Genomic DNA, 14,434 nt, shown 5'->3' with positions numbered 1-14,434 from the left:
CGGCATGCGGCGATCCGAGCTGGAAGCAGGACAGGCTTGCCGCCGGACCATGGCTTATTATGTAGCTAGCTACAGTTTAGCTTCCTATCATACTGCCATGCACGAGACAGGCTCCGCTCGGGCGACCTTCCTCACCGACCTTTCCGTCGCTGGCCGGAAGCTTCGCACCCTCTTCGACGCGCTGGTGCGCCAGCACGGACTCACCCTGTCCCGCGCGCGGCTGCTGCTGCACCTGGACCGCCATGGCGGCGTCACCCAGAGCGAGCTGGCCTCGGTGCTGGAGCTGGAGCACCCGACGGTGGTCCGCCTTCTCGACGGGCTGGAGAGCCAGGGGCTGATCCGCCGCTGTGCCGTGGCGGGGGACCGCCGGGCCAAGCAGGTCATGCTGACCGAGGAGGCCCAGCCCTCGATCCTGGAGATGGAGCGGATCACCGCCGGCATGCGCGAACGCCTGCTGTCGGAGATCGGCGACGCCGACCTCGCCGTGGCGAGCCGCGTGCTGAGCCAGGTGCTGACGGCCATGGAAGCCTATGCCGCCGCCGAGGCGGAGGAGGCCGCGCGTCCATGAGCGCCACCGCTTCCGCCCCCGCGGCACCGCCGCCCCTGACGAAATGGCGCTCGGCCACCTTCGTCGCCGCCTCGGCGCTGCTCTGGTGCACCCAGGGCCTCGGGATGAACCTGGTGACGACCAACACCAGCCAGATCCAGGGTGCGCTGGGGGCGACGCTGACCGAAACCAGCTGGCTGATCGCCGCCTACATGGCGCCCAATGCCAGCCTGACCCTCCTGCTGACCAAGATCCGCACGCAGTTCGGCCTGCGCCGCTTCGCCGAATGGGCGATCGTCATCTTCGCCGCCGCATCGCTGCTGCATCTGGTGGCGCGGGACCTGAACTCTGCGCTGCTGGTGCGTTTCCTGGCCGGTGCCGCGGCCGCGCCGCTCTCCACCCTGGGCTTCCTCTACATGCTGGAGGCCTTCTCGCCCGCGAAGCGGCTGAGCTGGGGGCTGAGCCTGGCGCTGACCTGCTCCGCGGCCACCCCCTCCCTGGCCCGGCTGCTCTCGCCCGCGCTGCTGGACCTGTCGCCCTGGCCGGGCTTCTTCGGGATGGAGGTGGGGCTGGCGCTGATGGCCCTCGCGGTCGTCTACCTGCTGCCGCTGGCGCCCGTGCCGCATGCCAAGGTGCTGCATCCGCTGGACTTCGTCAGCTACCCGCTGATCGCCCTGGGCTTCGGGCTACTGACCGTGGTGCTCACCCTCGGCCGTTACGTCTGGTGGTCCGAGGCGCCGTGGATCGGCCTCTGCCTCGCCGTCGCCGTCCTGGCCCTCGCCCTGGCCGGGGCGATCGAGGTGAACCGGGAGGCCCCGCTGCTGAACCTGCACTGGCTGTTCAGCCCGGAGATGATCCGCTTCACCGTGACGCTGCTGGTCTTCCGGCTGGTGCTGGCCGAGCAGAGCGCCGGCGCGGTCGGGCTGTTCCAGACGCTGGGCCTGCTGAACGAGCAGAGCCGCCTGCTCTTCGGGCTCGTGCTGCTCTCCTCCGTCGCCGGCGGCCTGTGCTGCGGGCTGGTGATGCGGCATGACCGCATCCCTGCGCTGCAGGCCGTTGCCCTGTCCTGCATCGCCGTCGGCGCCTTCATGGACGGGCATGCCACCAGCCTGACACGGCCGGGCGACATGCTGCTGAGCCAGTCGCTGATCGCCTTCGGCGGCGCCCTGTTCCTGCCGCCCGCCATGCTGGACGGGCTGACGCGCACGATGCGGCGCGGCGCCACCTACATGACCAGCTTCCTCGGCATCTTCCTCTTCACGCAAAACATCGGCGGGCAGCTCGGCTCCGCCGCCTTCGGCACCGCCGTGATCCTGCGCGAGAAGTTCCATTCCAGCCAGCTGGTAGAGCACCTCACCCTGGCCGATCCCGTCGTCGCGGCACGGGTGCGGCAGCTCGCCGCCGCCTATGGTCACGTGCTCACCGACGGGCGGCTGCTGAACGCGGAGGGGCTGTCGCTGCTGTCGCAACAGGCCACGCGGGAGGCGAACATCCTCGCCTACAACGATGTCTTCCTGATGATCAGCGCTCTCGCCGCCGGGGCCCTCGCCATCCTGCTGCTTCGCATCGCCTGGACCTCCGCGCGGTCCTGGCTTGCCCCGCCCGCCCCGGCTTCCTGACCCGGCGGCCCCCCCGAACCCCCGACCGCAACCCATGAACCGCGAGACCATGTCCAAAGCGCTCAAGATCGCCCGTACCGCCGGCATCCTCCTCATCGGCTGTGCCGGCGCCCTCCTCGTCCTCCATGCCTGGCAGCTGCCGCCCTTCCAGGGCAGCATGGAAGTGACGGAGAACGCCTATGTCCGCGGCCAGGTCACCGTCATCAGCCCGCAGCTCGCCGGCTACGTGACGGAGGTGCCGGTGCGCGACTTCCAGCGCGTCCGGGCGGGGCAGGTGCTGGTGCAGATCGACGACCGCATCTTCCGCCAGAAGCAGCTCCAGGCGCAGGCAGCGCTGGCGATCCAGCGCGCCAACCTGGCCAATTCGGACCAGAACCAGCGCGCCGCGGAGGCCCGCATCCGCTCCGGCGAGGCGCAGGTGACGGGTGCCCGCGCGACGCTCGACACGGCCGAGGCGAATGCGCGGCGCGTGGAGACGCTGCTCTCGCGGGGGATCTCCACCCAGAGCGCGGCCGACCAGTCGCGGGCCACCCTGGCCCAGGCGACGGCCGCGCTGCACCAGGCCGAGGCGGCACTCCAGGTGTCGCAGCAGGACCTGCAATCCATCATCGTCAACCGCCAGTCGCAGGAGGCGGGCATCGCCAGTGCCGAGGCGGCGCTGCGCCTCGCCGAGATCGACCTGCAGAACACGCGCATTCTGGCGCCGCAGGACGGCCAGCTGGGCGAGATCGGCGTGCGGCTGGGCCAGTACGTCACGGCCGGCACGCAACTGGCCGCGCTGGTGCCGGAGCGGAAGTGGGTGGTGGCGAACTTCAAGGAGAACCAGCTCTATGGCATGCGCCGCGGCCAACCGGTGCGCTTCACCGTCGATGCCTTGCAGAACGCGGAGCTGACCGGACAGATCGAGGCCTTCTCGCCCGCCACCGGCTCCGAGTTCAGCGTGCTGCGGGCGGACAATGCCACCGGGAACTTCACGAAGGTGGCGCAACGCCTGCCCGTCCGCATCGCCATCGACGCGGACCAGCCGCTGGCGCAGGAGCTGGCACCGGGCATGTCGGTCGTGGTGACGGTCGACACCGCGACCGCCCCGCGGGCCCGGACGGCGGCGTCGCTGGACCCGGCCCAGCCGGACGACCTGCCCCGGCGGGTGGCGGCGGTGGAGACGGGGCCGGCCCGGCGCTGAGCCGGACCGGCCTCCGGGGCCTCAGATCAGCCAGTCGGCCGAAGAGAGCAGGGCCGGGGCGACCCCCTTCACCAGGAAGGCATTGCCGCTGCCGAGGCTGATGAGCGTATCCGCCCCCTGCGCCGTCAGCACGGGCGTGACCGCACTGCCGTACTCGCGGAAGTCCATCTTGTCCTCGCCGCGCACGAAGTCGGTGATGGTGTCGAGGCCCATTCCGGCGGTCGCGATGAAGAGGTCGTTCCCCGCGCCGCCGACGAGCGTGTCGTTGCCCTCCTGGCCGTACAGGACATCGTTGCCCGCGCCGCCATCGAGGCGGTCGCCGCCGGCACCGCCGTAGAGGGTGTCGTTGCCGCCCAGGCCGTAGAGGCCGTTCACGCCGCCATCGCCGGTGATCTTGTCGCCGAAGGCGGAGCCGTGGACGCTCTCGATGGACAGGTAGGTGTCGCCGGCGGCGTGGCCCGTGTTGGTGGCCGGGGCCGCGAGGCTGATGACCAGCGCGGTGGGTGCATCGGTGTAGACGGCGACGTCGGTGCCGGTGCCACCCTCCAGCCGGTCGGCGCCGGCGCCGCCGTTGAGGAAGTTGGTGCCGGCGCCGCCGACGAGCGTGTCGTTGCCCTCCTGGCCGTACAGGACATCGTTACCGACGCCGCCATCGAGGCGGTCGCCGCCGGCGCCGCCGTAGAGGGTGTCGTTGCCGCCCAGGCCGTAGAGGCCGTTCACGCCGCCATTGCCGGTGATCTTGTCGCCGAAGGCGGAGCCGTGGACGCTCTCGATGGACAGGTAGGTGTCGCCGGCGGCGTGGCCCGTGTTGGTGGCCGGGGCCGCGAGGCTGATGACCAGCGCGGTGGGCGCATCGGTGTAGACGGCGACGTCGGTGCCGCTGCCACCCTCCAGCCGGTCGGCGCCGGCGCCGCCGTTGAGGAAGTTGGTGCCGGCGCCGCCGACGAGCGTGTCGTTGCCGTCCTGGCCGTACAGGACGTCGTTGCCCGCGCCGCCATCGAGGCGGTCGCCGCCGGCGCCGCCGTAGAGGGTGTCGTTGCCGCCCAGGCCGTAGAGGCCGTTCACGCCGCCATCGCCGGTGATTTTGTCATCGAAGGCGGAGCCCTGGACATGCTCGATGGACAGGTAGGTGTCGCCGGCGGCGTGGCCCGTGTTGGTGGCCGGGGCCGCGAGGCTGATGACCAGCGCGGTGGGCGCATCGGTGTAGACGGCGACGTCGGTGCCGCTGCCACCCTCCAGCCGGTCGGCGCCGGCCCCGCCAACCAGGTAGTTGGTGCCGGCGCCGCCGACGAGCGTGTCGTTGCCGTCCTGGCCGAAGAGCGTGTCGTTGCCGTCACCGCCATCGAGACGGTCGCCGCCGCCGCCGCCGTACAGCCGGTCGGTACCCAGCCCTCCGGACAGGGTGTCGTCGCCCAGACCGCCCGTGAAGGTGTCGGCGCCGCTGCCGCCGCGCAGGACATAGGTCTCGATGCCGGTCAGCCGCGTGCCGGAGCCCTGGATCGTCCCGGTGGCGCCCGCCTCCGGGGCGGTGAAGCGCAGGGCGACGGTATAGTGGCTGAGATCGACGATGGCGGTGTCTTCGCCGCCGCCGCCGTTTAGCCGGTCCGCCCCGCCGCGGCTGGTGAGGGTGTCGTCGCCCTCGCCGCCCAGCAGGATGTCGGCGACGCGGTTGGCGGCGGCGGCATCCGCCAGCCGGTCCGCCCCGCCCCGGCCGAGGATGATGTCCCCGGCGGCCGTGCCGACCTTGCTGTCCGCGCCGTCGGTCCCGGTGATGGCGGCGGCGAAGCCGTCGCCCATCACGGACTGCAGCGCGTCCACCTTGGCCTGGATCGGGGTCGTCCAGTCATCCTGCAGGATGCCACCCGTGTCGCCCGAATTCGGGTTCCAGGACCACCAGGACCAGGAGATGTCGGACGCGCCGGCATCGCGCGTGCCGTCCCCGTTGTAGTCGCCGTTCATGTAGGCCTTGATCTCGGCCAGCCAGGCGAGGTCCTTCGGATCGGTCAGCTTGCTGCCGAACTCGCCCACGAAGATCGGGGCGATATCGGTGCGCGCGATGTAGCCCCACTGCTTGTCGAAGACGCCCGCGAGGTTGTCCGGGAAGTTGCCGGCATAGAACCAGGGCTGCCCATAGACGGAGTTCGGGTAGTCGTGCGGCGAGTAGACCAGCTTGTTGTCCAGGGCGAGGTCGACCTGGTGGCTGGCCACGCCCTGCAGGTTGCCGCCCCACCAGTAGTAGTCGCCATTCCAGACCTGGGTGCCCTCGACCATGATCAGCCAGTCGGGGTTGACCGCATGGATGGCGTTCCCGGCGCGCTCGGCCGCCGCGGCCCAGTCGGTGGCGCTGCCGTCGCCCCAGTTGGCCGAATGGGGCTCGTTGCTCAGGTCGGCGGCGACGACGGCAGGGTTGTCCAGGTAACGCTTGGCCAGCATCACCCAGTCGTCGATCCACTTCTGCTCGGTCCAGGTGCCGTCGTACCAGAGCCCGTTGCCGTTCGGCCCGTCGCCCGCCGCGCCGCGGTGCCGGTCGAGGATGATCTTCAGACCGATCTCGGCGGCGTAGTCGACGATCTTGTCGATGAGCTGCACCCCTGACAGGCCGGCCAAGTCCGGGTTCACGCCGTAGTTGATGTCGGTGGGCACCCGGCCGTGCAGCGCCTCGTTCGAGAAGGGCAGGCGGATGGCGTTGAAGCCCAGCTCCTTCATCTGGTCCATCATGTCCTGCCAGTTGCGGGCATTCAGGCCATCGGGGGCCGCCCGGCTGGTCTCCAGGCCGAACCAGTTCACTGCGGACAGGCGGACCGCGTTGCCGCTGGAATCGACAATGTCGCCGCCATGGGTGGACAGGAAGCCCGGCGCCGAGATCGCCGCGACCGGAGTGCCGGGCGTGGTCGGCGTGGTGGAGGAGTCATTGTCCAGGATGGTGCCGACCCCCTCGGCATCGGCGAGGGTCGCGCCGCTGGGGGCGGAGAGCTGCAGCCGCACCGTCTCATTGGACTCGACGGCCGTGTCGCCCGTCACCTGCACCTGGACCGTGGCGCTGGTCTGGCCGGCGGCGAAGGTCAGCGTGCCGCTGGCGGCCGTGTAGTCGCTGCCGGCCGTGGCGGTGCCGTCAGCGGTGGTCCAGTTCACCGTGACGGGCGTGGCCGAGGCCTTGGACAGGGTGACCGTGAAGGTCATCGCGCTGCTGCCCGCGTCAGCCTCGGTCACTGAGGTGTCGGCGACGGAGAGCGCCGGCAGGGTGGGCACGGGCGGATCGATCTCGCCGCTATAGTAGCTCGGGGGGGAGAGTTCGCCGTTGGCGGTGAAGCCGATGGTGGCGCTGGCGCCCGGCGCGAGGCTGCCGTTCCAGTCCAGGTTCTGCACGGTGGTATAGCCATCCGGCCCGTTCACGACCGAGCCATTCCACACCGTGACCACGCTCCACCCGCCGGTGAAGGCCATCAGCCAGCCGTCGATCGCCGACGTGCCGCTGTTGGTGACGGTGATCTCGCCGTTGAACCCGCCGGTCCAGGTCGCGGTGGTCTTGAAGGAGTAGGTCAGGGCCATGGGACGTGTTTTCGCTCTCAGGAACGCCCTCCCTCTATCAGATCAGTTTCTTTTTTGCGACGATTTTCGCGCTGTGTTAACCTTTTTTTCCCGCTATACGGGTAGCGCGCCCGGCGGCAGGCGCAGGGCATGGTCATGGATGTCGCCCGCCCGGCAGATCCAGGCGGAAGCGGCACCGCTTCCCTGGTCCGCGCGGCGAGCCTCCGCCGCCACCTCCTCCAGTGCCCGGCGCAGCGCCCGAAGCCGGTAGGGCTGGCCGATGATGTAGGGATGCAAGGCGATGCCCATCACCTGGGCGCGGCCATCGCGGACCTGGCGCAGCCTTTCCCGGAAGTCCTCCAGGATCATCTCCGCGAACTGCGCCGCCCCGTCCTTGCGCGCGATGATCGAGGGGATGTCGTTCACCTCCTGCGGGTAGGGGATGGCCAGCAGCCGGCCAGCCCGGGTGCGGTGCCAGATGGGCTGGTCGTCGCTGCACCAGTTCAGGGTGTAGCGGTAGCCGGCCTCGGCCAGCAGGTCGGGCGTCGACCGGCTCTCGGCGATCCAGGGGGAGAGCCAGCCGCGCGGCGGGGCGCCCTCGTGGCGGGCGATCTCCGCCGTCGCCTCCTGGATCAGGCTCCGCTCGGCCGCCTCGTCCAGCAGGCTCTGGCGTTCGCTGTTGGTGCGGCCATGGCCCGCGATCTCGTCGCCGCGGGCGCGGTGGGCGGCAACCAGTTGCGGGGCGTGGGCATACATCGCGCTGTTCAGGAGCACGGTGCAGGGCAGGGAGAGCTCCTCCAGGACCTCCAGCACCCGCCAGGCGCCGACGCGGTTGCCATAGTCGCGCCAGGCGTGATTCAGCACGTCCGGGTGCGGTCCGGCCCCGCTGGCGGCGCCCGGTGCCAGCTCGGCCCCCAGCCCCTCGCCAAAGGCGAAATGCTCGAGGTTCACGCCCAGGTAGACGGCCAGCCGGGCGCCGTTCGGCCATGTCCAGCGCTGGCGCTCGTTCCAGGGGTGGTAGTCGTGACGGTCGTGGTGCGGAAGCATGGCGTCATCCTTTCCCGACCATGGGCGATAGGGAAGGATCTCTGGCCGATGGAGCGATGAACGGCCGGGAGCGAGGCCGGCACGGGTCGCCAGAGGCTGCTGCCGGCGCCCGCTCCGGTCGTCGTCCCGCAGTTACCCCGACGCCATATACCCGTAATAAGTGCATCGTTGACTTTAATGACCTGTAAAGGTTGTATCAGGGAGAACTTTTCGCGGGGACACATGCAGACGATCACGGGAACCAGCGCCAACGACGTCTTGGTCGGTCCGGCCTCCGGGGCGATCATCGACGGGCTTGCCGGGGATGACGTCCTGGTCGGCGGTCCTGGCGACGATGTGTTGCGGGGCGGGGACGGGAACGACACGCTGGTGCCGGGCCCGGGCAAGAACACGCTGATCGGCGGTGCCGGCATCGATACGATCGAGCTGCAGTACCTGCTGTCCTCCGTCTGGGTCAGCCGGCATGGCGCCGACCTGATCCTGAGCGGACCCGGGTTCACGGACACGCTGTATGGCGTGGACCTGATGCACTTCTCGGACGGCGGCTTCTCGCTGGGCAACGACCCGCTGGTGGATGCCTTCTATTACGCCAAGACCTACCAGGACGTGTACTCCTCCGGCCGCAACGCCATGGAGCACTATGCCGAGTTCGGCTGGAAGGAAGGGCGCGACCCGAACGCCTACTTCGACACCAGCTACTACCTCGCCCACAATCCGGACGTGGCGGCCGCCGGGCTCAATCCCCTGGCCCATTACGAAGCCTTCGGCTGGAAGGAGGGCCGCGCGGCCAGCGCCGGCTTCGACGGCAAGCTCTACCTGCAGCACAATGCCGACGTCGCCGCTTCGGGAATGAATCCGCTCGAGCACTACCTGTTCTTCGGGCTGTACGAGGGGCGGGAGGCCTATACGGTCATCGCCTGACGGCGTCGGGGTACGGCCGCTCGCCCGCCGCCCCGGGAGGCCCGGGGCCGGGCGGTGCCCCGGGCCGCCGGCGGATCGCCGCCGGCGCCACGGGCGCTACCCGGAACCGCATCGCCCGCATCGCCGGGACCCTCGCGGCACCGGATGCCCGCCTTCCGCGATCCCGCCTGGAAGGCGCCGTGTCGACGGCCATGCCGGAGCGCGCGGCCCGGTGCCGCCGACCCGGCTGGCGCGCGAGGATCGCGCCCGTCTCACGCGCCCGGTCGGGGCGGCTCCCCGGCCGCCCGCCGGGTTGGCCCGCTGGCCGCCGCCAGCCGCTGCCGGCGGAGGCGGAGCGCGATGAGCAGGCCCAGCGCCGCCGCGGCGGCACCCGCGAGGAAGATGCCGCCATAGCCCGCCCGGTCCGCGAGCAGCCCGGCGAGGGGGCCGGTCAGGCCATAGGCCAGATCCTGGAACGCGGCGAAGGCGCCCAGGGCGGTGCCGCGCAGGTGCGGCTCCACGCGATGGACGACCTCCCGACCCATGGCGGGGAAGATCAGGGAGCAGCCCAGCCCGGTCAGGAAGGCACCGGCCAGGGCGGTGGCGGGATCGGGCGCGGCCCAGACCAGCAGCTGGCCGAGCGCCTCCACGGCCAGCGAGCCGATCGCCACCGGAAGGCCGCCGATCCGGTCCGGGAGATGCCCCAGCGCGACGCGGACGAGGACGAAGCCGAGGCCGAAGGCCGTCAGGCCCAGGCCAGCGAAGGGCCAGCCGCGGCTGAGGAAGAGGAGGGAGAAGAAGGCACCGATCGCCGCGAAGCCGACGCCCTGGAGGCCGACGACCGATCCCTCCCGCCAGATCCGGCCGACCACGCGGCGGAACGGCGGGCGGTCGGCGCCGGGATGCGCCGCGACCCCGGCCATCCGCCAGACCGCGAGGAGGCCGAGGGCGGGCAGCACGGCGCCCACCGCCATGGCGCCGGAGAAGCCCAGCCCCTCCAGGAGCGCGAGGCCGAGCGGCCCGCCGACGGCGAAGGCGCCGTAGAGCGCGGCGCCGACCAGGGCCAGGACCTTGCCCGAGCGCTGCGGCCCGACCAGCCCGATGCCCCAGGCGATCACCCCGACGCCCACGAGGCTCTCGCCGAAGCCGACGAGCAGGCGCCCCGCCACGAGCATGGCGAAGGCCGCCCAGGGCAGGGAGGCCAGCGGCCCGGCCGACATCGAGACAAGCCCGCCCACGAGATAGAAGGCGAGCCCCAGCCCGGCCGCCGGCCTGGCCCCATGTCGGTCCGAGAGGCTGCCGGCGAGGCCGCGGGTGAAGATGGTGGCGAGGAAGGCGCTGCCGACGCCCAGCCCCGCCCAGACGTTGCCCAGCCCCAGGCCGCGCGTCACGAAGAGCGGCACGACCGGAAGGGAAAGGGCCACGCAGAGGTAGGAGACGAAGAGGACGGCGGTCAGGAGCAGAAGCCGGCCCTGGGCCGGGTCGCGGGTCGACGGGGAAGCCATCGTGTGTTCTCCACACTGCTCCTCGGTCGACGGGGGTCCGACGTGGCGAACGCACTCCGATCGACGAGGATCGTTGAGTGCGTTGAATGACGTCGAACGCTTACGGCCAGTGCGACTGGCACGGGGCGCGCCTTTAGCCGGGCTGGCCGCGTGGGGCAAGCCGGATCGGCGCCCGTCCCGGATTCCCACCCCCCGCGATCCGGCCTAGAAGGCCCCATGTCGTCGCACACGGTGGAGCGCGCCGCCCGGTCCCTGCTGGCCCGGCTGGCGCGCGAGGATCGCGCCCGTCTCGCCCGCCCCGTCGCGCTGGGCCTCGTCGCCACGCTCTGCGGCATCGCCCAGGCCTGGCTGATCGCCACCCTGCTGGCGGCGCTGCTCGGCCTCGGCCATGCCGGCTGGGGGGAGCTGGGGGCCGCCGCGGCCATGGCGCTGCTGCAGACCGGCGTCGGCGTGGCGCAGGAGCGGGCGCAACAGGCCGCCGGCGAGGCGGCCCGCGCGCGGCTGCGCCAACGGGTGCAGGCCCGGCTGCTCGCCCTGGGCCCTGCCGACGAGCGGCCGGCGGGGGAGCGCGCCGCCCTCGTCGTGGACCGGGTGGAGGCGCTGGAGGGCTACTTCGCCCGCTGGCTGCCCGCCGCCCGCCTGGCCGTGCTGTCGCCGCTGGCGGTGATCGTCGCCGCGGCCATCGCCGACCCGCTGGGCGGCCTCATCCTGCTGGCCGGCGGGGCGCTGGTGCCGGCGGTCATGGCGCTGACCGGGATCGGCGCCGCGGCCGAGAGCCGCCGCCAGTTCACGGCCTTGCAGCACCTCTCCGGCCGCTTCCTCGACCGGGTGCGGGGCCTGCCGACCCTGGTCCTGTTCGGCCGCCAGGAGGACGAGGCGCGGGCCCTGGCCGCTGCCGCCGCGGAGCTGCGGCGCCGGACGATGCGCGTGCTGCGCGTCGCCTTCGTGGGCTCGGCCGGACAGGACCTGATCGCCGCCGCCGTGCTCGGCTGCCTCGCCTGGCGCCATGCCGGGCTGCTGGGCGGCGGCCACCCGGCCCCGGCGGCCGCACTGTTCGCCATCCTGCTGGTGCCGGCCTTCTTCGCGCCGCTGCGGGCCTTCTCCGCTGCCTATCACGAGCGCCTCGCCGCGCAGGGCGCCGCGGCGGAGCTGGCGCCGCTGCTCGATGCGCCGGAGCCGGAAGGGCTGGTGCTGGAGGAGGTTCCGCCCTCCGTCGTCGTCACCTTCGACGACGTCTCCCTGCGTTACGACCCCGCCCGCCCGCCGGCGCTGCGCCATGTCTCCTTCCGTGTCCTGCCGGGCGAGGCGCTGGTGCTGGCCGGGCCCTCGGGTGCGGGGAAGTCCTCCGTGCTGCGCCTGCTGCTGGGCTTCCGGCGGCCCGATTCGGGACGGATCGCGATGAACGGCCGCGACGCCACGGCCCTGCGCCCCGAGGAGCTGCGCCGCCTGATCGCCTATGTCCCGCAGAAGCCGCATCTGTTCCGGGAGACGCTGCGCGAGAACATCCGCCTGGCCCGGCCGGAGGCGGACGACGCGGCGGTGGAGGCGGCGGCCCGCGAGGCCCGCGTGCTGGACTTCGCCTCCGCGCTGCCGAAGGGGCTGGACACGCTGGTGGGAGAGGGGGGATGGGGGCTCTCCGGCGGGCAGGCGCACCGCGTGGCCCTGGCCCGTGCCTTCCTGCGCGACCGGCCGCTGGTGCTGCTGGACGAGCCGACCGCGCATCTGGACCCCGCGACCGAGCGCGAGGTGCTGGACGGGCTGCGCCGTCTCTGCGCCGGGCGCACCGCGATCATCGCCAGCCATTCGCCCGCGCTGCGCGACCGCTTCGGCAAGGTGCTGGTGCTGGAGGACGGGCAGGTGGTCGCCGGCGGCCGCCGCCCGCGGGAGGCCGGCCATGTGGCGTGACCTCGGCCGCATCCTCGGCCTGTGGCGGGCCTATCGCGCACGGCTGGTCCTGGGCGCGGCACTGGCCGTGCTGGCGGCGCTGGCCGGGGTCGCGCTCCTGGCCCTGGCGGGGCAGGGGCTCGCGGACGGGCTGCGGCACGGCGCCGTGGCGATGGCCGCGGTCTCCCTGCTGCTGCTGCGCCCGCTGATCCTGCTCCGCCCGGTGCTGCGCTGGCTGGAGCGCATGGCGACGCACGATGCCACCTTCCGCGCCCTGGCCGATACGCGCGTCTGGTTCTTCCGCCGCCTGGCGGAACGCCTGCCGGCCGGGATCGGCCTGCACCGCGCGGGCGACCTGCTCGGCCGGCTGGTCGCGGATGTCGAGGCGCTGGACGGGCTCTACCTCCGCGCCCTGGTGCCGATCGCGGCGGCCGGGGCCACGGTGCTGGCCATCGCCGCCCTGCTCGGCGCCGCCTCGCCGGCGCTGATGGCGATCGTTGCCCTGCCGCTCGCGCTGGCGCTGCTGCTGCCGGCGCTGCTCGCGCCGCGCGCCGCCCGCGCCGCCGTCTCCGTGGCCGAGGCGCACGGCGCGCTGCGCGCCCGGGCGGTGGAGCCGCTGCAGGGCATGGAGGATCTGCTGGCCTCGAACGGCGAGGCCCTGGCGGGCCGGCGGCTGGCCGAGGCCGGATGGTCCCAGGCGCGGGCGGAGCGCCGGCTGGCGGCCGCCGGGGCGGCGGGCGGGGCGGCCGGGGGGCTGCTGGCCCAGTTCGCCCTGCTCGGCGCCCTGGCTTTCGGCATCGGGGCCTGGGGGCAGGGGGCGACGGAGGCCGCGGTGCTGGCCGTCCCCGCCCTGTTCCTGGCTTTGGCCGCGTCGGAGACCCTTGCCGCCGTGCCGCGCGCGGGCGCCGCCCTGGCCGCCGCCGGGGCGTCCGCCCGCCGTCTGCTGGACGCGGCCGACGCGCCCGTGCCGGTGCCGGCGCCCGCCACCCCCGCGCCCGCGCCCCGCGGGCATGCGCTGCGGCTGGAAGGGGTGCGCTTCGCCTGGGGACCCGACCGGCCGGCGGTGCTGGATGGCCTGTCGATGGAGGTGCCGGAGGGTGCGCGGGTGGCGCTGCTCGGCCCCTCCGGCTCGGGCAAGTCCACCGTGGCCGCGCTGCTGCTGCGCCTCGCCGCGCCGCAGGAGGGCCGGGTGACGTTGGGCGGCGTCGACATCGCCGCCCTGCCGGAGGAGGTGGTGCGAAGCCGCGTCGCCTGCCTGACCCAGGATGCGCGCCTGTTCGACGCCAGCATCGCGGAGAATCTCCGCCTCGCCGCGCCGGACGCCCCGGACACCGCGCTGTGGGAGGCCCTGGAACGGGCGCGCGTGGCGGATCTGGTGCGGGCCCTGCCGGACGGGCTCGACACGGCCTGCGGCGAGGGCGGGGTGCGCTTCTCCGGCGGACAGGGACGACGCCTCGCCCTCGCACGGGCGCTGCTCTCCCCGGCGCCGGTGCTGATCCTGGACGAGCCCGCCTCGGGGCTGGACGCCGCGGCGGAACGGGCCTTCCTGGAGACGCTGGACCAGGCGCTGGCGGGCCGCACGGTGCTGTTGATCCAGCACCGCCTGCTGGGGGTGGAACGGCCGACGCGCGTGCTGCGCATGGCAGGCGGGCGGGCCTTCCCGGCGGCTGGCTGAGGCGCCGCTGCGGCACCGGCGGCACAGCGCCGCCGCGTTGTGACAATTGAACGGAACGTCACCCTGGCGCTCCGTTGACGCGACCCGCGCCGCATCGCATTGGTCCGCGCATCGGGTTCTTCCCTTGGAGTAGCGCCGCATGCGCCGCCGGTTCCTCGTCTCCCTCGCGGCGCTGCCGCTGCTCGCCGCCTGCAGCCTGCAGCCGGAACTGGCCGCCGTGCAGTCCCGCGTCGTCTTCTTCTCGAACGACGCCACCACGCTGGACGACAGCGGCAAGGCCGTGGTGGCGGAGGCCGCCGAGATCGCCAAGCGCTATGCCGGCGCGCCGGTGAACGTCCTGGGCTATGCCGGTCCGCCGGACCGCGTCGGCCAGAACGTGGTGGCCCTGAGCCGCCAGCGGGCCGAGGCGGTGGCCGCCGAGCTGCGCGCCCAGGGTGTGCCGCCGGTGCGCATCCAGGTGCTGCCGCTCGGCGCCGTCTCCTACGAGGCCTCCCCGGTGGAGAGCCGCCGCGTGGAGATCCGCATCGCCCGCTGATGGGCCCACGG

At 72.9% G+C, this 14,434-nt stretch carries 10 protein-coding genes; 7 read left to right on the top strand and 3 right to left on the bottom strand.

The genetic code is table 11. The features are described 5' to 3' along the window. Positions 1-97: 97 nt before the first annotated feature. From LPC08_RS10870 to LPC08_RS10860, 3 genes are read left to right on the top strand one after another with little or no spacing between them, the layout of a single operon-like run. Positions 98-568, top strand: coding sequence for a MarR family winged helix-turn-helix transcriptional regulator (locus tag LPC08_RS10870; RefSeq protein ID WP_230452694.1), 471 nt, complete (start codon positions 98-100; stop codon positions 566-568). Beyond that, a complete protein-coding gene (locus tag LPC08_RS10865) occupies positions 565-2,166 on the top strand; it encodes an MFS transporter (RefSeq protein ID WP_230452693.1) in 1,602 nt (533 codons plus the stop codon). The genes LPC08_RS10870 and LPC08_RS10865 overlap by 4 nt, the downstream gene beginning before the upstream one ends. A 49-nt stretch (positions 2,167-2,215) precedes the next feature. Further along, positions 2,216-3,349: an HlyD family secretion protein gene (locus LPC08_RS10860; RefSeq protein ID WP_230452692.1), complete on the top strand. Its 1,134-nt coding sequence runs from the start codon at positions 2,216-2,218 to the stop codon at positions 3,347-3,349. A 21-nt stretch (positions 3,350-3,370) separates the two neighbouring features. Here the strand turns inward: LPC08_RS10860 and LPC08_RS10855 are convergent, their stop codons facing one another. After that, a complete protein-coding gene (locus LPC08_RS10855) occupies positions 3,371-6,898 on the bottom strand; it encodes a cellulase family glycosylhydrolase (protein ID WP_304622082.1) in 3,528 nt (1,175 codons plus the stop codon). 93 nt (positions 6,899-6,991) lie between these two features. Next, on the bottom strand, positions 6,992-7,924 hold the full coding sequence (locus tag LPC08_RS10850; protein ID WP_230452691.1) for a polysaccharide deacetylase family protein: 933 nt from the start codon (positions 7,922-7,924) through the stop codon (positions 6,992-6,994). Between the two features lie 222 nt (positions 7,925-8,146). Between LPC08_RS10850 and LPC08_RS26220 the strand changes: the two genes are divergently transcribed. After that, positions 8,147-8,845, top strand: a complete 699-nt coding sequence (locus LPC08_RS26220; protein ID WP_304622081.1) for a calcium-binding protein — start codon at positions 8,147-8,149, stop codon at positions 8,843-8,845. Positions 8,846-9,096: 251 nt separating this feature from the next. Here the strand turns inward: LPC08_RS26220 and LPC08_RS10840 are convergent, their stop codons facing one another. Continuing rightward, a complete protein-coding gene (locus LPC08_RS10840; protein ID WP_230452690.1) occupies positions 9,097-10,329 on the bottom strand; it encodes an arabinose transporter in 1,233 nt (410 codons plus the stop codon). Positions 10,330-10,545: 216 nt separating this feature from the next. On the opposite strand from LPC08_RS10840, the gene cydD reads away from it, so the two are divergent. The 3 genes from cydD to LPC08_RS10825 all read left to right on the top strand — a co-directional run bounded on the left by cydD (position 10,546) and on the right by LPC08_RS10825 (position 14,423). Beyond that, positions 10,546-12,234 (top strand): thiol reductant ABC exporter subunit CydD, encoded by a 1,689-nt coding sequence (gene cydD / locus LPC08_RS10835; protein ID WP_230452689.1) that lies wholly within the window; start codon positions 10,546-10,548, stop codon positions 12,232-12,234. Continuing rightward, positions 12,224-13,888 (top strand): thiol reductant ABC exporter subunit CydC, encoded by a 1,665-nt coding sequence (gene cydC, locus LPC08_RS10830; RefSeq protein WP_230452688.1) that lies wholly within the window; start codon positions 12,224-12,226, stop codon positions 13,886-13,888. Before cydD ends, cydC begins: the two co-directional genes overlap by 11 nt. Positions 13,889-14,027: 139 nt before the next feature. Beyond that, positions 14,028-14,423 carry an OmpA family protein gene (locus LPC08_RS10825; protein ID WP_230452687.1) on the top strand — a complete coding sequence of 132 codons (396 nt, stop codon included), beginning with the start codon at positions 14,028-14,030 and terminating at the stop codon, positions 14,421-14,423. Positions 14,424-14,434 lie beyond the last annotated feature (11 nt).

Origin of the sequence: Roseomonas sp. OT10, from assembly GCF_020991085.1 — a bacterium.
Lineage (GTDB): Bacteria > Pseudomonadota > Alphaproteobacteria > Acetobacterales > Acetobacteraceae > Roseomonas > Roseomonas cutis.
This window is presented reverse-complemented; position numbering and strand designations above follow the sequence as displayed.

What these genes read in the sequence shown, in the direction of transcription:
- LPC08_RS10860 (WP_230452692.1), top strand. Translation starts at nt 2,216, where the DNA reads ATGTCCAAAGCGCTCAAGATCGCCCGTACCGCCGGCATCCTCCTCATC.
- LPC08_RS10855 (WP_304622082.1), bottom strand. Translation starts at nt 6,898, where the DNA reads ATGGCCCTGACCTACTCCTTCAAGACCACCGCGACCTGGACCGGCGGG.
- LPC08_RS10870 (WP_230452694.1), top strand. Translation starts at nt 98, where the DNA reads ATGCACGAGACAGGCTCCGCTCGGGCGACCTTCCTCACCGACCTTTCC.
- LPC08_RS10850 (WP_230452691.1), bottom strand. Translation starts at nt 7,924, where the DNA reads ATGCTTCCGCACCACGACCGTCACGACTACCACCCCTGGAACGAGCGC.
- LPC08_RS10825 (WP_230452687.1), top strand. Translation starts at nt 14,028, where the DNA reads ATGCGCCGCCGGTTCCTCGTCTCCCTCGCGGCGCTGCCGCTGCTCGCC.
- cydC (WP_230452688.1), top strand. Translation starts at nt 12,224, where the DNA reads ATGTGGCGTGACCTCGGCCGCATCCTCGGCCTGTGGCGGGCCTATCGC.
- LPC08_RS26220 (WP_304622081.1), top strand. Translation starts at nt 8,147, where the DNA reads ATGCAGACGATCACGGGAACCAGCGCCAACGACGTCTTGGTCGGTCCG.
- LPC08_RS10865 (WP_230452693.1), top strand. Translation starts at nt 565, where the DNA reads ATGAGCGCCACCGCTTCCGCCCCCGCGGCACCGCCGCCCCTGACGAAA.
- LPC08_RS10840 (WP_230452690.1), bottom strand. Translation starts at nt 10,329, where the DNA reads ATGGCTTCCCCGTCGACCCGCGACCCGGCCCAGGGCCGGCTTCTGCTC.
- cydD (WP_230452689.1), top strand. Translation starts at nt 10,546, where the DNA reads ATGTCGTCGCACACGGTGGAGCGCGCCGCCCGGTCCCTGCTGGCCCGG.